The organism is Streptomyces sp. NPDC051921, assembly GCF_040680975.1.
Classification (GTDB): Bacteria; Actinomycetota; Actinomycetes; order Streptomycetales; family Streptomycetaceae; genus Streptomyces.
This window is the reverse complement of record NZ_JBFAXU010000012.1, coordinates 168587-183473: the sequence shown is the minus strand read 5'-3', so window position 1 is coordinate 183473 and position 14887 is coordinate 168587. Positions and strand designations below refer to the sequence as shown.

Annotated in this window: 13 protein-coding genes and 2 tRNA genes; 11 read left to right on the top strand and 4 right to left on the bottom strand. The window is 70.4% G+C overall.

Annotated features, from left to right (window positions below; genetic code table 11):
• The first annotated feature begins 51 nt into the window (after positions 1–51).
• The 6 genes from gyrB to AB0M16_RS18155 all read left to right on the top strand — a co-directional run bounded on the left by gyrB (position 52) and on the right by AB0M16_RS18155 (position 7439).
• A complete protein-coding gene (gene gyrB / locus AB0M16_RS18180) occupies positions 52–2082 on the top strand; it encodes a DNA topoisomerase (ATP-hydrolyzing) subunit B (RefSeq protein WP_365343932.1) in 2031 nt (676 codons plus the stop codon).
• 41 nt (positions 2083–2123) lie between these two features.
• Positions 2124–4739 (top strand): DNA gyrase subunit A, encoded by a 2616-nt coding sequence (gene gyrA / locus AB0M16_RS18175; RefSeq protein ID WP_365343930.1) that lies wholly within the window; start codon positions 2124–2126, stop codon positions 4737–4739.
• A gap of 96 nt (positions 4740–4835) precedes the next feature.
• Positions 4836–5432, top strand: a complete 597-nt coding sequence (locus AB0M16_RS18170) for a DUF3566 domain-containing protein (protein ID WP_365343928.1) — start codon at positions 4836–4838, stop codon at positions 5430–5432.
• Between the two features lie 121 nt (positions 5433–5553).
• A tRNA-Ile gene (locus tag AB0M16_RS18165) sits at positions 5554–5627 on the top strand.
• Between the two features lie 145 nt (positions 5628–5772).
• The gene (locus AB0M16_RS18160; protein ID WP_003958712.1) at positions 5773–5907 is read left to right on the top strand and encodes a DLW-39 family protein; all 135 of its coding nucleotides are present in this window, start codon (positions 5773–5775) and stop codon (positions 5905–5907) included.
• Between the two features lie 218 nt (positions 5908–6125).
• Positions 6126–7439 carry a hypothetical protein gene (locus AB0M16_RS18155; protein ID WP_365343926.1) on the top strand — a complete coding sequence of 438 codons (1314 nt, stop codon included), beginning with the start codon at positions 6126–6128 and terminating at the stop codon, positions 7437–7439.
• Here the strand turns inward: AB0M16_RS18155 and AB0M16_RS18150 are convergent.
• Entirely contained in the window at positions 7426–8757 is a 1332-nt protein-coding gene (locus tag AB0M16_RS18150; protein ID WP_365343924.1) for a protein kinase, read from the bottom strand. The genes AB0M16_RS18155 and AB0M16_RS18150 overlap by 14 nt on opposite strands.
• Positions 8758–8805: 48 nt before the next feature.
• A complete protein-coding gene (locus AB0M16_RS18145) occupies positions 8806–9351 on the bottom strand; it encodes a DNA-binding protein (protein ID WP_365343922.1) in 546 nt (181 codons plus the stop codon).
• Between the two features lie 132 nt (positions 9352–9483).
• Between AB0M16_RS18145 and AB0M16_RS18140 the strand changes: the two genes are divergently transcribed.
• The 3 genes from AB0M16_RS18140 to AB0M16_RS18130 all read left to right on the top strand — a co-directional run bounded on the left by AB0M16_RS18140 (position 9484) and on the right by AB0M16_RS18130 (position 11667).
• Positions 9484–9556: transfer RNA gene (locus tag AB0M16_RS18140), tRNA-Ala, on the top strand.
• Between the two features lie 130 nt (positions 9557–9686).
• Positions 9687–10958 carry an MFS transporter gene (locus tag AB0M16_RS18135; RefSeq protein ID WP_365343920.1) on the top strand — a complete coding sequence of 424 codons (1272 nt, stop codon included), beginning with the start codon at positions 9687–9689 and terminating at the stop codon, positions 10956–10958.
• A 157-nt stretch (positions 10959–11115) separates the two neighbouring features.
• Positions 11116–11667 carry a DUF6344 domain-containing protein gene (locus tag AB0M16_RS18130; protein WP_365343918.1) on the top strand — a complete coding sequence of 184 codons (552 nt, stop codon included), beginning with the start codon at positions 11116–11118 and terminating at the stop codon, positions 11665–11667.
• Between the two features lie 100 nt (positions 11668–11767).
• Here AB0M16_RS18130 and AB0M16_RS18125 read toward each other — a convergent pair whose 3' ends face one another.
• Positions 11768–12460, bottom strand: coding sequence for a DUF5324 family protein (locus AB0M16_RS18125; protein WP_365343916.1), 693 nt, complete (start codon positions 12458–12460; stop codon positions 11768–11770).
• 176 nt (positions 12461–12636) lie between these two features.
• Here AB0M16_RS18125 and AB0M16_RS18120 point away from each other — a divergent pair, with 176 nt between their 5' ends.
• Both AB0M16_RS18120 and AB0M16_RS18115 read left to right on the top strand, forming a co-directional pair.
• A complete protein-coding gene (locus tag AB0M16_RS18120) occupies positions 12637–13164 on the top strand; it encodes a peptidylprolyl isomerase (protein WP_365343914.1) in 528 nt (175 codons plus the stop codon).
• A gap of 189 nt (positions 13165–13353) precedes the next feature.
• Positions 13354–14220, top strand: coding sequence for a rhomboid family intramembrane serine protease (locus tag AB0M16_RS18115; protein WP_365343912.1), 867 nt, complete (start codon positions 13354–13356; stop codon positions 14218–14220).
• 268 nt (positions 14221–14488) lie between these two features.
• Here the strand turns inward: AB0M16_RS18115 and crgA are convergent, their stop codons facing one another.
• On the bottom strand, positions 14489–14746 hold the full coding sequence (gene crgA / locus AB0M16_RS18110) for a cell division protein CrgA (RefSeq protein WP_365343910.1): 258 nt from the start codon (positions 14744–14746) through the stop codon (positions 14489–14491).
• Between the last annotated feature and the right edge of the window lie 141 nt (positions 14747–14887).

Below are 14887 nucleotides of genomic sequence, written 5' to 3'. Positions count from 1 at the left end.
GCGGAACAAGTCGAACGACGCAGCCGCTCCCGTATGCCCGGAGAACGGCCTGTGCTGTGCCAGAAAGGGCGCTTCGTGGCCGATTCCGGCAACCCCAACGAGAACAAGCAGTACACCGCCAGCAACATCCAGGTCCTCGAGGGTCTGGATGCGGTGCGCAAGCGCCCCGGCATGTACATCGGCTCGACCGGAGAGCGCGGCCTGCACCACATGGTGCAGGAGGTCGTCGACAACTCCGTCGACGAGGCCCTGGCCGGGCACGCGGACACCATCGACGTGACGATCCTCGCCGACGGCGGTGTCCGTGTCGTCGACAACGGCCGTGGCATCCCGGTGGGCATCGTCGAGTCCGAGGGCAAGCCGGCCCTCGAGGTCGTGCTGACCGTGCTGCACGCGGGCGGCAAGTTCGGCGGCGGCGGCTACGCGGTCTCCGGCGGTCTGCACGGTGTCGGCGTCTCCGTCGTGAACGCCCTGTCCACCAAGGTCGCCGTCGAGGTCAAGACCGACGGCCATCGCTGGACGCAGGACTACAAGATGGGCGCCCCGACGGCGCCCCTCGCGAAGCACGAGGCGACCGACGAGCACGGCACCTCGGTGACGTTCTGGTCCGACCCGGACATCTTCGAGACGACCGAGTACTCCTTCGAGACGCTCTCGCGCCGCTTCCAGGAGATGGCCTTCCTCAACAAGGGCCTGACGATCACGCTCACGGACGAGCGCGAGTCCGCCAAGGCCACGGTCGGCGCCGACGACCCGGACGCCGAGGCGACCCCCGAGGCCGCCGCCCGCACGGTGAAGTACCACTACGAGGGCGGCATCGTCGACTTCGTGAAGTACCTCAACTCGCGCAAGGGCGAGCTGATCCACCCCACCGTCATCGACGTCGAGGCCGAGGACAAGGAGCGCACGCTCTCGGTCGAGATCGCGATGCAGTGGAACTCCTCGTACAGCGAGGGCGTGTACTCGTTCGCGAACACGATCCACACCCATGAGGGCGGTACGCACGAGGAGGGCTTCCGCGCCGCGCTGACGACCCTCGTCAACAAGTACGCGCGCGACAAGAAGCTGCTCCGGGAGAAGGACGACAACCTCACCGGTGACGACATCCGCGAGGGCCTGACCGCGATCATCTCGGTCAAGCTCGGCGAGCCGCAGTTCGAGGGCCAGACCAAGACCAAGCTGGGCAACACCGAGGCGAAGACCTTCGTCCAGAAGGTCGTCCACGAGCACCTGACGGACTGGTTCGACCGCAACCCCAACGAGGCCGCGGACATCATCCGCAAGGGCATCACCGCCGCCACCGCGCGCGTGGCCGCCCGCAAGGCCCGCGACCTGACCCGCCGCAAGGGTCTCCTGGAGTCGGCGTCCCTGCCGGGCAAGCTCTCCGACTGCCAGTCGAACGACCCCACCAAGTGCGAGATCTTCATCGTCGAGGGTGACTCCGCCGGCGGCTCGGCCAAGTCCGGCCGCAACCCGATGTACCAGGCCATCCTGCCGATCCGCGGCAAGATCCTGAACGTCGAGAAGGCCCGGATCGACAAGATCCTGCAGAACACCGAGGTCCAGGCGCTGATCTCCGCCTTCGGCACCGGTGTGCACGAGGACTTCGACATCGAGAAGCTCCGCTATCACAAGATCATCCTGATGGCGGACGCCGACGTCGACGGCCAGCACATCAACACCCTGCTGCTGACCTTCCTCTTCCGCTTCATGCGCCCGCTGGTCGAGGCCGGTCACGTCTACCTGTCCCGCCCGCCGCTCTACAAGATCAAGTGGGGCCGCGACGACTTCGAGTACGCGTACTCGGACCGTGAGCGCGACGCCCTCGTCGAGCTGGGCAAGCAGAACGGCAAGCGGATCAAGGAAGACTCGATCCAGCGCTTCAAGGGTCTCGGCGAGATGAACGCCGAGGAGCTGCGCGTCACCACCATGGACGTCGAGCACCGCGTGCTCGGCCAGGTCACCCTGGACGACGCCGCCCAGGCCGACGACCTGTTCTCGGTGCTGATGGGCGAGGACGTCGAGGCGCGGCGCTCGTTCATCCAGCGCAACGCCAAGGACGTTCGCTTCCTCGACATCTGAGTCGGTCTCAGCTGACCGTACGAAAGGACTGACGACCAGCAATGGCCGACGAAAACACTCCTGTGACCACCGACGAAGAAGAGGGTCCGGAGCTGCGGATCGAGCCCGTCGGGCTCGAGACCGAGATGCAGCGCTCGTACCTCGACTACGCGATGTCCGTCATCGTGTCGCGTGCGCTGCCCGACGTCCGCGACGGCCTCAAGCCGGTGCACCGCCGCGTCCTGTACGCCATGTACGACGGCGGATACCGGCCCGAGAAGGGCTTCTACAAGTGCGCCCGCGTCGTCGGCGACGTGATGGGCAACTACCACCCGCACGGCGACTCCTCGATCTACGACGCCCTCGTCCGCCTCGCCCAGCCCTGGGCCATGCGGATGCCGCTCGTCGACTCCAACGGCAACTTCGGCTCACCGGGCAACGACCCGGCCGCCGCCATGCGCTACACCGAGTGCAAGATGGCGCCGCTGTCGATGGAGATGGTCCGCGACATCGACGAGGAGACCGTCGACTTCACGGACAACTACGACGGCCGCTCCCAGGAGCCGACCGTCCTTCCGGCCCGCTTCCCGAACCTGCTGATCAACGGCTCCGCCGGTATCGCGGTCGGCATGGCGACCAACATCCCGCCGCACAACCTGCGCGAGGTCGCCGCCGGCGCCCAGTGGTACCTGGAGCACCCCGAGGCCAGCCACGAGGAGCTGCTCGACGCGCTCATCGAGCGCATCAAGGGCCCCGACTTCCCCACCGGCGCGCTCGTCGTCGGCCGCAAGGGCATCGAGGAGGCGTACCGCACCGGGCGCGGCTCCATCACCATGCGCGCGGTCGTCGAGGTCGAGGAGATCCAGAACCGCCAGTGCCTGGTGGTCACCGAGCTGCCCTACCAGGTCAACCCGGACAACCTCGCGCAGAAGATCGCCGACCTGGTCAAGGACGGGAAGATCGGCGGCATCGCCGACGTCCGCGACGAGACCTCCTCGCGCACCGGCCAGCGCCTGGTCATCGTGCTCAAGCGGGACGCCGTCGCCAAGGTCGTCCTCAACAACCTCTACAAGCACACCGACCTGCAGACGAACTTCGGCGCGAACATGCTGGCGCTCGTCGACGGCGTGCCGCGCACCCTCTCCCTGGACGCGTTCATCCGCCACTGGGTGACGCACCAGATCGAGGTCATCGTCCGCCGGACGAAGTTCCGGCTGCGCAAGGCCGAGGAGCGCGCCCACATCCTGCGCGGTCTGCTGAAGGCCCTCGACGCGATCGACGAGGTCATCGCGCTCATCCGGCGCAGCGAGACCGTCGAGATCGCCCGCGCGGGCCTGATGGACCTGCTGCAGATCGACGAGATCCAGGCCAACGCCATCCTCGAGATGCAGCTGCGCCGGCTCGCCGCCCTGGAGCGCCAGAAGATCGTCGCGGAGCACGACGAGCTCCAGGCGAAGATCAACGAGTACAACGCGATCCTGGCCTCGCCCGAGAAGCAGCGGGCGATCGTCAGCGAGGAGCTCGCGGCGCTGGTCGAGAAGTACGGCGACGACCGCCGCAGCCAGCTCGTGCCCTTCGACGGCGACATGTCCATCGAGGACCTGATCGCCGAGGAGGACATCGTCGTCACCATCACGCGTGGCGGCTACGTGAAGCGGACGAAGACCGAGGACTACCGCTCGCAGAAGCGCGGCGGCAAGGGCGTGCGCGGCACGAAGCTGAAGCAGGACGACATCGTCGACCACTTCTTCGTCTCCACCACGCACCACTGGCTGCTGTTCTTCACGAACAAGGGCCGGGTCTACCGGGCCAAGGCGTACGAGCTGCCGGACGCCGGCCGGGACGCCCGCGGCCAGCACGTGGCCAACCTGCTGGCCTTCCAGCCGGACGAGCAGATCGCCCAGATCCTGGCGATCCGCGACTACGAGGCCGCGCCGTACCTGGTGCTCGCGACCAAGGCCGGTCTGGTGAAGAAGACCGCCCTGAAGGACTACGACTCCCCGCGCTCCGGCGGCGTCATCGCGATCAACCTGCGCGAGCGGGAGAACGGCGGCGACGACGAGCTGATCGGCGCCGAGCTGGTGTCCGCCGAGGACGATCTGCTGCTCATCTCCAAGAAGGCGCAGTCGATCCGCTTCACCGCCACGGACGAGGCCCTGCGCCCGATGGGGCGCGCCACGTCCGGCGTCAAGGGCATGAGTTTCCGCGAGGACGACGAGCTGCTCTCGATGAATGTCGTCCGGCCGGGTACGTTCGTCTTCACCGCGACCGACGGTGGCTACGCCAAGCGCACCGCGGTCGACGAGTACCGCGTCCAGGGCCGCGGCGGCCTCGGTATCAAGGCCGCCAAGATCGTGGAGGACCGCGGTTCGCTCGTGGGCGCGCTGGTGGTCGAGGAGACCGACGAGATCCTCGCCATCACGCTGTCCGGTGGTGTGATTCGTACGCGAGTCAACGAAGTCAGGGAGACCGGCCGTGACACCATGGGCGTCCAGCTGATCAACCTGGGCAAGCGTGACGCCGTCGTCGGCATCGCTCGCAACGCCGAGGCCGGCGGCGAGGACGATGAGGCCGACGAGGTGGTGGAAGCCGCCGAGGCGGGGGAAGCTGCCGAGGGCGTGGAGACGGCCGAGGCGGTCGCGGGCACGGAGCCCGCGACCGGGGAGCACGAGGAGTAGAGCGTGAGTGGAGCCACGGGCGCCGGTTCGGCCGACGGCCGGTCCGCAGGATCGAGCGGTGCCCGTGGCTCCGCCACGGACTCCCAGGGGGTTACGGTGACGGACACTCGGGGGCAGGGGCCCTCGTACGACACGTACAACGGGCCGCTGCCCGGCGAGCGCGGGGGGACGCAGCCGCAGGGCCCGTACCACCCGCCGCAGGCCTACGGCGCCCCGGCGCAGGGCACGCCCGCCCAGGGCGTGCCGACGGGCGGCCACACGTCCGGCGGCCAGACCGCCGCCGCGCAGCGCAAGGCCCGTACGGGGGCGCGCACGACGCCGCGGACGCGCAAGGCGCGGCTGCGGGTCGCCAAGGCCGATCCGTGGTCGGTGATGAAGGTGAGCTTCCTGCTCTCCATCGCGCTCGGCATCTGCACGGTCGTGGCCGCGGCGGTGCTGTGGATGGTCATGGACGCCATGGGCGTCTTCTCGACCGTCGGCGGCACGATCAGCGAGGCGACCGGCTCCAACGAGTCGAACGGCTTCGACCTGCAGTCCTTCCTGTCGCTGCCGCGCGTGCTGATGTTCACCTCGGTGATCGCGGTGATCGACGTCGTCCTGATGACCGCCCTGGCGACGCTGGGCGCGTTCATCTACAACCTGTCCGCCGGTTTCGTGGGCGGTGTCGAGCTCACGCTGGCCGAGGACGAGTGACCTGCGGATGACCTGCGGATGACCCGCGAGGGGCCGGTCCCGGGATCGGATTTTGGGACTGGCCCCCACGTGCGCTAATCTTCAGGAGTCAGCGCGCGGGACACACACCGCAAAGCGCGGCGGGGCTATAGCTCAGTTGGTTAGAGCGCATCCCTGATAAGGATGAGGCCACAGGTTCAAATCCTGTTAGCCCCACAGAAGAGATCGGCCCGGACGGTTCACCCGTCCGGGCCGATTGCTTTGTGGGACGCGTTGGCGGCCTAGGTCACCGATCGGTATCGGCCGGTGTGTAGAGTGGGCGTCAGAAGTCTCCTACGTCAACGAAAGACGAGGTCGCGCGGTGAAGAAGCTTCTCCTGGTCGCACTGGCCGCCATCGGCGGGCTCCTCGTGTACCGCCAGATCCAGGCGGATCGCGCCGAGCAGGATCTGTGGACGGAGGCGACCGACTCCGTGCCCGCAGGTTCGGGTGTGTGAGACGAAACCGTCTGAGGGCGAGGCCCCGGCCGCTGTGAGCGGCCGGGGCCTCGTTCTCTTTCCGCCCGGACGCGGGGCACGGGCGCCCGGCTGCCCGGACATCCGCACGCCCGTCCGTGCGGCATTCTCGTTCGCGAACAAATTGCTTGCTCTAGCAAATTTGTAGGGTCTCGGTCGGACGGGCGGGCAGGATGGGCCGGCACGGACTCGACGAGGGGATGAGCGTGAAGAGGCAACGGGCTGCCGGCCGTACGGCGGGAGGGCGTGCGGCGGGCTTGCTGGCCGCGACGGTGTGCGGGGCCGCTCTGCTGCCGGGCGCGGCGTGGGCCGCCGGTGACGGCGCCGGGTACGCCTTCGACAGCGGCGCCCGGCAGGTGAAGGGTGCCGTGTCCAACCTGGACGCCGAGCAGTTGAAGGCCGGGCAGACGTACCGGGACACGATCAAGAAGGACGGCAAGCTCTACTACCGCGTCGACCTCGACGCGAAGCAGAACGCCTACGTCTCGGTCGTGGCCGTCCCCAAGGCGGGCGGGAAGGTCGCGTACGGCGACGGCATCAAGGTGAGCCTGCAGGACGGCTCCAGCACCCAGTGCAGCTATCAGGACACGAACTTCGGCTCCTCGGAGTTCCCCCGGCCCGTCGCCGCGTACGCCCACCGCACGCTCACCCCGCAGTCGACGTCCTGCGCCCAGGCCGGGGCGTACTACGTGCTCGTCGAGCGGAACTCGAAGCCGGAGTCCGACCCCGCCGACTGGCAGTTGGAGATCCGCTTCCTGACCGAGCCGGGCGTCCGGAAGGCCGGCCCGACCGCCCTCCCGGAGAACTGGGCCTCGGCCACGCCCCAGCCGCCCGCGGGCGGCCCGCAGCGGCGCGACGGCGGCGCCGGCGTCCACGACGCGACCTCGCTGCGGCAGGGCGAGTGGCGGACCGACATCAAACCGGGGCAGACCCTCTTCTACCGGGTGCCGGTGGACTGGGGCCAACAGCTCTTCGCCAGCGCCGAGCTGGGCAGCAGCCCCGCCGCGGACACCTACGTCACCAACGCGCTCGTGCTCTCCCTGGCGAACCCCGCCGGCGGTCACGTCGAGCGGGAATCCCTCACGTACCACGGCGACCAGGTGACGATGGCGCTGGACCCGCAGCGGCCGGTCGCCTACGAGAACCGCTTCTCGTCGGACGAGGCCACCAGCGGGCTGCGGTTCGCCGGCTGGTACTACCTGTCGGCCACGCTCAGCCCCGAGATCGCCAGGACGTACGGGGACAAGGCGCTGCCACTGACCCTGCGGGTGAACCTCACCGGGCAGCCCAAGGCCGGGCCGGGGTACGACGGGGGCGCCGAGCCCTTCGTGGTGACCGATGACGACCGGGACGCGGCCGCCAGCGGGCAGAGCGGCCCGCAGGCGGCCGAGAGCGGCACCCTGAGGGTCGTCGGCGTGGCCGGGATCGGCGTCGGGACCGTGCTGGTCCTGGGCCTGGGCGCCTGGTGGCTGCTGGCCCGCCGGGCGGCGGGCTCGGGCCCTACGCCTGGATGAGCGCCCAGATCCCCACGGCGAAGCACACGAACGCGGTGAACAGCACCGGGATCGCCACCTTCGCGGGCGGTCCCGGCCGGCGCGCGGGAACCCATCCGGCCTGAGCGGTGTATGGACGAGTGGAAGCCTGCTCGTGCGGCACCGCGGCCGTGGCGGCCTGGGCGAAGGAGGCGGGGGAGTGCGTCGGAGCCTGCACAGGGGCCGGAGCCGGTACGTATGCCGGGGACGGCGGGACGGCCACTGGCTGCGTGGGCGTCTGCACGGGCGTCTGCACGGGGGCCTGCGCGGGAGTCTGCGGCGGAGGCGGCAGGTGGAAGCTGCCCGTCTCGGACGCGCCCGGCTGCTGCGCGGGCTGCGGCTGTGGCCGCTGGTCCTCGCGCGGTACGGGCACGGCGGCCGCCGCGGGGGCGTGAGCGCCCTCGGGGCCGGCGGCGGGACCCTCGGGGCCGTTCGGGCCGAAGCCGGCCGGCAGCGGGCCGATCTGGTCGAAGATCTCGACCGGCTCCTCGCCGGCCGCGGGCTCCGGCAGCAGCTCGGCCGCGGCGTTCAGCGCCTTCCGGGCACCCGTGGCGGTCTTGAAGCGGGCCTGCGGGTCCGGCTGCAGCAGGCCGGCGAGGACCTGCCACAGCGGCTCGGCGATGCCCTGCGGGGCGCCCGGGGTGCCGTGCGTCCGGAAATACTCCACCAGGGCCTGGGAGTCCGGCCTGCGGCCCTGGAGCAGGTAGAGCGCGACCAGGCCGACCGCGAACAGGTCGGCGGTGAAGTCCGGCTCGGCGCCCATGAGTTGCTCGGGCGCGAAGTAGCCGGGCGTTCCCACCACGTAGTTGGTCTCGGTGAGCCGCGGCTCGCCCTTGCGCATCGAGATGCCGAAGTCGGACAGCCGCAGGTGCGGCCGTCCGGTGCCGGTGACCTCCATCAGGATGTTCGCCGGCTTGATGTCGCGGTGCACGACCCCCTCCGCGTGCACCGCGGCGAGCCCGGACAGCAGCTGGTCGAGCAGGGCGCACACGAAGCGGGGCGGCAGTGCGCCGTAGTCCCCGATGACGTGGGCCAGGGAACCACCCGCCACGAGGTCCATCGTGAAGAGGACCTTGTCGTCGTCCGCGGCCCAGCTGGCCGGGGCGAGGACGTGCGGGTGGTCGATCCTGAGCGCCTGCTCGCGGACGAAGCGCAGCAGGGTGTGGGCGTCGCTCTGCTGGAGCACCTTGGCCGCCACGTAGCGGCGGCGCCGGTGGTCCCAGGCGCGCCACACCGCGCCGACCCCACCACGGCCGATCGGATCGATCAGCTCGTACCGACCAGCGAAGACCTCACCCATCGTGCTGCGCCCGCTCCCCGTGCCGTCTCGGATGCCGCCGTCCCGGCGTCAGTTCTGATGCGCCTCGTAGTGGGCGACGGCGTCCGCCGTGCGCCCCGCGCCGTATACCCGGAGGAACTCTGCCAGTTCGGGGTGGGCGGGCGCGAGGGAGTCCGCCGCGTCGATGATGTCGCCGGCCGCCGCCACGGAGCGCAGCAGGGACTGGATCTCGCGGACCACCCGGCGCACGGTGGGCGCGCCGCTGGTGGTGGACTGGCTGCTCGCGGTCAGGACGGAGCCGCCCTGCGACTTCTTGATCTCGTCCATCCGGTCGGTGGCCTCGACGGCGCTGACGCTGCCGTCGGCGACCTGGCCGGCGAGCTCCTGAAGGGCCTGGACACGCTGGACGACGGCGGGATTGCCGATCTTGGCCCGCTGGCCGCTCATCAGCTGGGAGAGCATGGGTGCCGAGAGCCCGAGCACCGCCGCCAGCCTGGCCTGGTTCAGCCCGAGATCGTCGATCAGTCGACGGAAGAGCGCCCCCAACGGCTCCCCGTACCAACTGCGCTGAAGCTCGCGGGCTCTGGCCGTGGCTTCCTGCTGCGCTGTATCCATTACTACTTCTCCCCATCCCTTGGGTTCGCCACTGCGAACCCCGATCAGCATCTTACGGAGCGTGGTCGCCCACGGGGAGTCCCAATCCTTTTGCGGGATACGGGGGGTGACCCGGTACTCTGTTGTCGTTCCGGGGCCTTAGCTCAGTTGGTAGAGCGCTGTCTTTGCATGGCAGATGTCAGGGGTTCGACTCCCCTAGGCTCCACTCCGGATGAAGCTCCCTGACCTGCGGAAACGCAGGCAGGGAGCTTTTTCGTGGCCCCGTGAAGTGGCCCAGTGGAACGGTGTCGAAATGGACCGGGTGTGGTGGGCCAAAGGCTCGTACCGTCGTGTCCATGGCGAAGACGAAGACGCAGACGGCGACGCCCGCGCCGCACACGCGTACGAGGACTCACCGGGCCCTGCTCGCGGCCCAGCTCAGCAACTCCGTCGGCGACGGGGCCTTCTACGTGACCTCGGCGCTCTACTTCTCCCGGATCGTCGGTCTCTCCGCCCCCCAGATCGGCGCCGGCCTCGCCGTCGCCTGGGGGATCGGATCGCTCGCCGGGGTGCCGCTCGGGCACCTCGCCGACCGGCGCGGGCCGCGCGGCAGCGCCGTTCTGCTGGCCCTGGCGACCTCCGCGGCCGTCGCCTCCTTCCTCCTCATCCGCTCGTTCGTCCCCTTCCTGCTCGCCGCCGCCCTGTACGCCACCGCCCAGAGCGGGCTGGCCGCGGCCCGCCAGGCCCTGCTCGCCGGCCTCGTCGAGCCCGGCGCCCGGGTCGGGATGCTGGCCAGGCTCCAGGCCACGCTCAACGCGGGCCTCGCCGTCGGAGCCGCGCTCGGCGGCCTCGCCCTGAGCCTCGGCACCCGCCGCGCCTACCTCGCCGTGTTCGCCCTCGACGCCCTGGGCTTCCTCGTCTGCGCCCTGCTGCTGCGCGGCCTCCCGCCGCTGCCCGGCGCCCCCGCCGCGTCCGGCGACGAGCCGCGGCTCGTGGTCCTCCGGGACCGCCCGTACGCCGTGCTCACCCTGCTCAACGCGCTGCTGCTGCTCCGGCTGCCACTGCTCAGCCTGGCCCTGCCGCTGTGGATCGTGCAGCGCACCTCGGCACCCGGCTGGACCGTCTCGGCGCTGTTCGTCCTCAACACCGGTGCGGTGATGCTCTTTCAGGTGCGGGCCGCGCGCTCGGTGACCGGACTGCCCGAGGCCACCCGGGCGGTCGGCCGCTCCGGTCTGGTGATGCTCGCCTCGTGCGCGGTCTTCGCGCTCACGGCGGTCGGGCTCGGGCCCTGGCCCACGGTGGCGGTCCTCGTCCTCGGCGCCGTCCTCCAGGTGGTCGCCGAGATGCGGCACTCCGCGGGCTCGTGGCAGATCGGCTTTGCGCTCGCCCCCGCCGACCGGATCGGCCAGTACCAGGGCTTCTACGGCACCGGCGTGCCCCTCGCCAGGACTCTGGGGCCGCTGCTCGTCACCACGCTGCTGATCGGCTGGGGCGTGCCGGGCTGGCTCGTCCTGGGTGCGGTCTTCCTGGTCGCGGGCCTGGTCACGGGGCCGGCGGTGCGCTGGGCGGAGCACGTCCGGAGCCGGGCGGCGGCCCCGGCGGCGGGGGAGCTCGTCAAGGCGAACTGAGCCGGACGGGTGGTGTTCATCGGAAGAACTGCACGGCGACGGCGTCGTTCCGTGGATTCGGCGTGCGCTTCCTCATCATGAGGAACGTACTAAAAACGTGCAATCCGAAATGAACCATCCGAGAACGCCCATCTCGTCACCACGAAAGTGAGGGGTCATGGCCACCGCCACGGTCAAGCAGTTCTGGACCGCCTTCGTCTCCGTCCTCTTCGCCCTGCTCGCCTCCCTCGGCCTCGCGAGCCCCGCCACCGCCGCCCGGCAGCCCGCTCTCCAGCAGGGTGAGGAGCCGTCCCTCGCCGGTGGCACCGCGGCCGGTGCGGCCCGTCCCGCCGTCCCCGTCCCGGCACAGCGGACAGCCTCTGACTGGCACACCGCGCAGGGCCGTGCCCTGCCGCCCACCATCAAGCAGCGGATCCGCGCCGAGGCGCACGGCTCGTCCCCGTCGGTCCGGCACCTGCGCGCCGACGCGGGTGACCTGGACACCTTCGACTGGTCCGGCCTGGCCGGTCCGACCGGCACCCCGGCCGCGCCGAACGGCGCCGCGCGGTCCGTGGCCACCGCGCAGTCCGCGTCCGCCGCGTCCGCCACGCAGACGGGGTCCGCGGCGTCCGCCACGCAGACGGGGTCCGCCGCGCAGGCGGCGCAGGACGAGCAGGCGGCGCAGGACGAGCGGATCCCCGCCACCGCGCAGGCCGCGTACGCGGCGTAGGGCGCGGCGGGATTCTCCGCCGCGCCCCTCGCCCGCGCTGTTCCGTGTCTCTTCGATCTGTTCCGATCTGCTCCGATGCCGTACTGCGACCGGCAGATGATCAGCGGCGTTCCTCGCCGCGGTCCGAAGCCTCCGTCTCGGCCTCCTTGGCCGCCACCTCGGGATCGAGGGACGAACCGCCGTCGTCGACGGACGACAGCTCGGTCTCCTCGTCCACCTCGGTGGGAGCGGGCGGCTCGACCAGCCAGTCGGGGTTGGCCTGCTTGTCCCACCACTTCCAGGCCCAGAACGCACCGCACGCCACCACGCCGAGGATCACCAGAACCTTGGCGACGTGTCCGGCCCGGTGCCGACGCTGGTGCCTCTTCATGATCTTCTCGATGTCCCTCGGCGTCACCTGACCGCGCAGCGCGGCCCAGGCGGCAGTCGAACGCGACCCGGCCTCCTCCAGGACGGGACCGGTCGCGGCGACCGCGTGCTCGACACGCGGAACGGTGTAGTCGGTCGCCTGACGGGCGGCCTTGCGGGTCACGGCCGCAGCGCGTTGCGCGGCCTCGTCGACCCGCGGCGGCACGTGCGGTGCGACATAGCAGTCGTATTGCTGACGGGCCTGAACACGGGCCGCGGACGCGGCCTTCGAGACTGTCGGGGCGATCCTGACGCGCGCTTCGTGCGCGTAGTGAACGGCCTGGTCCCTGGCCGTCCCGGCGTACGGCGCCACCACTTCCGCGGCGTGCAGGACGCTCTCCTTCGCCGAATCTGTCGCGGCGCGCACGCTTTCCATGCGGGTCACGGGATCCTCCTCCTCGGTGGCGATGTCGGTTTTTCACCTTTCCATCCTTTTCGGAATCATGCCTGCCGGACCGCGCTCCGGCATGCGGGGCGGGCATCCGGGGCATGCGAGGATGCGGGCGTGGAGCACGCGCGGGCACGGACGCCCCTGTGCCGAGGTGTGGAGGAAGGCGGATCGTGGCCGAGCAGCTGTACGCGACTCTGAAGACCAGCCAGGGTGACATCGAGATTCGGCTGCTGCCGTTCCACGCCCCCAAGACGGTCCGGAACTTCGTCGAACTCGCCCGCGGCGAGCGCGAGTGGACCCACCCGGAGACCGGCGTGGTCTCCACCGCCCCGCTCTACGACGGCACGGTCTTCCACCGGGTGATCGAGGGCTTCATGATCCAGGGCGGCGACCCGCTGGGGAACGGCACGGGCGGGCCGGGCTACGAGTTCGCCGACGAGTTCCACCCCGAGCTCTTCTTCGACAAGCCGTACCTGCTCGCGATGGCCAACGCCGGCCCGGGCACGAACGGCTCGCAGTTCTTCGTCACGGTCGGTCCGGCGACCTGGCTGAACCGCAAGCACACGATCTTCGGCGAGGTCGTGGGCGCGGCGAGCAAGAAGGTCGTGGACGCGATCGCCGCCACCCCGACCAATCCGCGGACCGAGCGCCCGGTCGAGGACGTCGTCATCGAGACCGTCGTGATCGAGAGCCGCTGACCCCGGGCACCCACCCGCCCCCGGGCATCCACCCGCCCCCCCCGGGTGCCCACCCGCCCCCCGGGTGCCGTCGCACCCCTCGGGAACCTTCGCGCCCCGCCCGTCCGTCAGGAGGGCGGGGCGACGCGCTGATACGCCCCGTCCGCCGATCGCCGCCACGCCCCAGCGCCCCGCTCACGGGAGGACCCCATGGACCCGCAGTCCGGTCTGCCGCACTGCTATCGCCACCCGGACGTCGAGACCGGCATCCGCTGCACGCGCTGCGAGAAGCCGATCTGTCCGGAGTGCATGGTCTCCGCGTCCGTCGGCTTCCAGTGCCCCGACTGCGTGCGGAACGGCTCCGGCACCGGTCACGCCCCGGACGCCAACCAGCCGCGGACCCTCGCGGGCGGCCGGGTCGCGACGGACGGGCGCCTCGTCACGAAGATCATCATCGCGGTCAACCTGGCGCTGTTCATCGCGGTCCAGGTGGCCGGCGACCGGTTCGTGGACGAGCTGGTCATGATCGGTTACGCGTACAACCCGGTGCTCGGTGAGGTCGTCGGCGTCGCGGACGGCGAGTGGTACCGGCTGATCACCTCGGCCTTCCTCCATCAGGAGGTCCCGCACTTCCTCTTCAACATGCTCGGGCTGTGGGTGATCGGCGGGATCGTCGAGCCGGAGCTCGGCCGGATCCGCTACGCCCTCCTGTGCCTGCTCTCCGGGCTGTCGGGCTCCGCGCTCGTCTATCTCCTGGACGCCCCGAACCAGGCCTCGCTCGGCGCCTCGGGGATCGTCTACGGCCTGATCGGCTCCTGGGTGGTGCTGGCCCGGCGCCGGCGCTACGACATGCGGCCGGTGCTGCTCTTCGTGGCGATCTCGCTGGTCTTCACGTTCGCCCGGCCGGGTGTCTCCTGGGAGGCGCACATCGGCGGCCTGGTCGCGGGCGCGCTGGTGACGTACGGGCTCGTGCACGCTCCACGGGCGCGCCGGGAGCTGGTGCAGTACGCGGTCTGCGGTCTGGTGCTGCTGCTCGACCTGGGGATCGTGCTCGGCCGTACGGTCGCGCTCACCTGAGCGTGGAGGGCTGTGGACGAGCTCACCGGGGAACCTTTCCCCAGAGTTATCCACAGCGTGGGGCGGAGTGGTCACCCAGGCCCTGGCATGACTGCGCCCCTCGCCTCTGACCAGGGATTATCTGGTAGAGGGGAGGGGCGAAGCGTTCCGGCAGAGGAGTTCTCGCGGTCGTACCGGCGTCAACACCGTGGGAGTTATCCACAGATCGTCGTAAGTTATCCAGTGCTGTGCACAACACTGTGGATAACTCAGGGCAGAGCTTGACGCGTCACTTCCACTGCGTGGAGACACCGAAGCCGGCGGCGATGAAGCCGAAGCCGACCACGATGTTCCAGTTGCTGAGGGACTTGACCGGCAGCGTGCCGTCGGTGACGTAGAAGACCACGATCCACACCAGTCCGATGGCGAACATCGCCAGCATCACCGGCGCCACCCAGCTGCGGTTGGTCAGCTTGATGGCGGCGGCCTGCTTCGTGGCGGGCGGCGGCGTGTAGTCGGCCTTCTTGCGGATCCGTGACTTCGGCACGAGGGACTCTCCTGTCGATGCGCTGCGTGACCGCGCAGGGAACTGTGGCTGGCGCCGGGCGGGACGGAACGGGGTGTGACGAAGCGGACCGCTGCGTCCTCCGGGCGTCCGTTAGCGTAGTGGTTCCGCGGCACCGAAGGG

Excerpts from the sequence above, each read along its gene's own strand:
- gyrA (WP_365343930.1), top strand. The coding sequence starts at position 2,124 with ATGGCCGACGAAAACACTCCTGTGACCACCGACGAAGAAGAGGGTCCG.
- AB0M16_RS18155 (WP_365343926.1), top strand. The coding sequence starts at position 6,126 with ATGAGCGTGAAGAGGCAACGGGCTGCCGGCCGTACGGCGGGAGGGCGT.
- AB0M16_RS18150 (WP_365343924.1), bottom strand. The coding sequence starts at position 8,757 with ATGGGTGAGGTCTTCGCTGGTCGGTACGAGCTGATCGATCCGATCGGC.
- AB0M16_RS18145 (WP_365343922.1), bottom strand. The coding sequence starts at position 9,351 with ATGGATACAGCGCAGCAGGAAGCCACGGCCAGAGCCCGCGAGCTTCAG.
- AB0M16_RS18135 (WP_365343920.1), top strand. The coding sequence starts at position 9,687 with ATGGCGAAGACGAAGACGCAGACGGCGACGCCCGCGCCGCACACGCGT.
- AB0M16_RS18130 (WP_365343918.1), top strand. The coding sequence starts at position 11,116 with ATGGCCACCGCCACGGTCAAGCAGTTCTGGACCGCCTTCGTCTCCGTC.
- AB0M16_RS18115 (WP_365343912.1), top strand. The coding sequence starts at position 13,354 with ATGGACCCGCAGTCCGGTCTGCCGCACTGCTATCGCCACCCGGACGTC.